The organism is Okeania sp. (assembly GCF_983059655.1).
Genome location: NZ_CEZPJD010000823.1, coordinates 1 through 3,488, shown reverse-complemented (window position 1 = coordinate 3,488; position 3,488 = coordinate 1). Strand labels below are relative to the sequence as shown.

The 3,488-nt window shown below is 34.6% G+C and carries 2 protein-coding genes and 1 other RNA gene; all 3 read right to left on the bottom strand.

The features are described 5' to 3' along the window. Positions 1-65: 65 nt before the first annotated feature. A non-coding RNA gene (ssrS, locus tag AC3DU7_RS28920) (6S RNA) lies at positions 66-252 on the bottom strand. Between the two features lie 288 nt (positions 253-540). Continuing rightward, positions 541-1,698 (bottom strand): 5-(carboxyamino)imidazole ribonucleotide synthase, encoded by a 1,158-nt coding sequence (locus AC3DU7_RS28915; RefSeq protein WP_488042706.1) that lies wholly within the window; start codon positions 1,696-1,698, stop codon positions 541-543. An 882-nt stretch (positions 1,699-2,580) separates the two neighbouring features. Further along, positions 2,581-3,204 (bottom strand): Uma2 family endonuclease, encoded by a 624-nt coding sequence (locus AC3DU7_RS28910; protein ID WP_488042705.1) that lies wholly within the window; start codon positions 3,202-3,204, stop codon positions 2,581-2,583. Positions 3,205-3,488: the final 284 nt, after the last annotated feature.

Genomic DNA, 3,488 nt, shown 5'->3' with positions numbered 1-3,488 from the left:
TCCTTCTTCCTTCTTTCTTCTTCCTTCTTCCTTCTTTCTTCTTCCTTCTTCCTTCCCAAAAAAAATAGTTCACCACAACGCCGTCTTACCTCAGCTTTTGACCTGGATAATACCAGGTGGGTGTCTTGGCCCAAGTTTAAAGTTTCTGGGTACAAGCCCAGTTTACTGCCACTCGAGCATCTAGATTCCCAATGTTTTTTGATTTGTAGGTCAAAAAAACATTTTTGGCAGTCACCAACGTCGTAGTAGAACCTAGTGACTATTATAGCGATTATTTTTTTTATGTCATCCCCTATGAAGAAAGTCAAAAGTCGAAAGTCAAAAGTCGAAAATTATAAATTGGAGCCTTGACACTTATTTTTATCTTTGCCAGAGACTTTCAATTTTCTGGGCGATCGCCTCAAATGTATTTTGGTTTCTTCCCTACTCCCCTACTCCCTTACTCCCCTACTTTTGACTCTGCCAGAGACTTTCAATTTTCTGGGCGATCGCCTCAAATGTATTTTGGTTTCTTCCCTACTCCCCTACTCCCTTACTCCCCTACTTTTGACTCTGCCAGAGACTTTCAATTTTCTGGGCGATCGCCTCAGCTTCTTGACGGCACTTGGTCGAATTTTCTTCATGCACCAATACTGTTACATGACCTAACTTTCGTCCTGGACGAGATTCTGTTTTGCCATACCACCAGACTGAGGAATCAGGAATTTCAGCTAACTTTTGTCGTTGAAGGGAGTAGTCATTTTCCCCAAATTCATAACCCAATAAATTTACCATCACTGCTCCTCTGGCTTTGAGATTAGTACTACCTAGGGGAAGGCCACAAATTGCCCGTAAATGCTGTTCAAATTGAGAGGTCTCACAAGCATCCAAAGTGTAATGACCAGAATTATGAGTTCTCGGAGCAATTTCATTAATTAAAACTTTTTTATCTTTAGTAATAAATAATTCAATACCAAATACTCCTACAACTTCTAAACTATTTAGGAGAGTTTGAGCGATCGCTTGAATTTCTTGAACTAATTCTAAATTTTCATCAAATACAAAAACCCGCCGACAAACCTGATTTTCTTGTTGTGTTTCTACCACAGGATAAACTTTAATTTCACCAGTAACTGAACGAGCAGCAATAATCGCAACTTCTCGTTCAAAAGGGATAAATTCTTGAATGAAAATATTTGAATTTCCCTGAGATTTTAAACTATTAATATCCTGAATAACAGAAATACCATGACCATCATAACCATGACGACGTGCTTTCAATACTAGAGGAAAATTTATTGCCTCAACTTCTGTTTCCCACTCCCAAAATTTCGGAATAGGTAAACCTAAATCTCGTAAATAACATAACTGTTCATATTTATCTAATAAGGGCTTAAACACTGATAAACTAGGACGAAATATTACATTTTTTTTTCTCAGAAGTGACAACTCATCTATATTGATAAACTCATTTTCAAAAGTAATTACATCACAACTATTTGCTAACTTAGCAGTTGCCTGAACATCATCAATTTCTGCTAAAATAGTATCTTTTGCTATAGATACTGCCGGGTCATCTTTTTCTGGAGTTTGAATAATTAAATCTACTCCCAATTTTTTAGCACCATCCGCCATCATCCATGCCAACTGACCCCCACCAATGATACCCACTCGCTGAATTTTGTTTTGGTGTTTTTTTGCTTTTTCAGTACTATTCATTTTAATTTTTAATTCAGTTTTGACTTTTGTATTTTATAGCGCTACGCACTAGGGAATAGGAAATAGGAAATAGTAAACTATTAAAGGGTTTTTCCTGTGGAAAAGCTCCGCTAACAGAGTTTAGAAATGTCCTAACCTTAATAAGTAGCGCAATAACAACAAAAAAAATTATCAGTTTAATTAATCGTAAGCATTTCCTCCGGAATGCTGCGCAAACAGCTATTAGCTAGCCTCCTAGGTCGGAACTTCGTTAACAGCTATTAATTTTGGGTCTGCGTAAAAGCAACCTTTCCATTTTCAGGAGAAGTAATTAGAGTTTGGTGATTAAATATCAAAGCATTTACTGATATTGGTTTTAGCCTTTTTAGGTCTTGAAAAAGTACCTGATTTTTAGCCCTTAATGCTCAAAAAATTACCATTTTAGGCAAAAGTTGGGCAAAAAAAAAATTACTTTGCTACTCCTCTACTCCCCTACTCCCCTACTCCTTAAAAAAGACTTTTTCAGCAAACCCTAATTATTAAGCAGGTAGGTCTAATTAAACGTTAAAAAAATTTTAGCGACAGGTTTAACCGAAACGAAAGCGTATTCGATTTCTAAAAAATCGCCCTCCAATACCATTTCTCAAAAACTTTTCTACATTTTGTTGAGTAGGGGAGTAGGTAGGGATGTTGCATGCAACGTCCGTACAGGGAGAAGAAAACATAAGAATAATGAATATTAAATTAGCTAAAATTAGCATAAAAATGATTCAAATTCTGCTAATTAGTTAATAACTGAAGTATTGCGCAAATATAGCAATAATGCATGGTAATAGGTATAATGTTGCGTTTATTTATGCTCACCCACCTAATGAGTCATTATTAATTATTAATTATTAATTATTAATTCCCCAAATCAGCTCTTAATTTTTTCTCTGCTTCTACTTCATCTAGTTTTGATTGTTCGATAAAATCATAAAATATTGCTTTCTCAATATTAGGAAATGTAGGGCTAGTTTCAACCTCAACATATTTTTGATTTTGCAGTTGATAAATTAATAAAACTTCTCCGTCATAGCGCCAAAATTCTAATATTCCCATACTGGCATAAAGATTAAGTTTATTAATATCGGTATGAGTAATATCAATTTCTACTACTAAATCAGGCGGTGGGTCTTGAGTTAAATCAATTTTTTTCCCTGCCACCTTTGATTGATTTTGAATGTAATAACAATTGTCCGGTTCTGCGCCTCTATCCAATTCTGGATAATTCAAAGTTGTTGAACCCAAAGTTTTAATTTTTAACCCCATTTCAAAAACTAAAATTCTGATAAATAAACCAATTATTTCTCTAGCAAATTCATGTTCTTCCAGAGGCATAGTAATTTCCAATATTCCTCGATCGTATATAATTCTGGCTGTACGACTTTCTCCCAGAGCTTCAAGAATTTTTTGGTATTTCTGCCAATTCAAATTATAGAAAACAATTCTTTTTTCAGGAACAGCTAGAGCAACAGTATTAATCATTTTTTTTCCTACCAAACCATTTTGTTCCCATTTCAGTCATAGCTGAGAATACTAAATAAAGAATCAAAATACTTATACCGATAATAAATGGTACTAAATCATCCGGCATTTGTTAACCTCTAGTAAATTTTATCCACTGATGATAACATGAACAACGTTTCACTAAGCGATATGTTTGCGGAGCATTTCACAGGAAAACCCTGAACCTTAATTCAGAAGTATCTCTATCTACATTTCAAGTAATAACTATGAACATTATCAATTTTATCCTAATTTTTATTGTA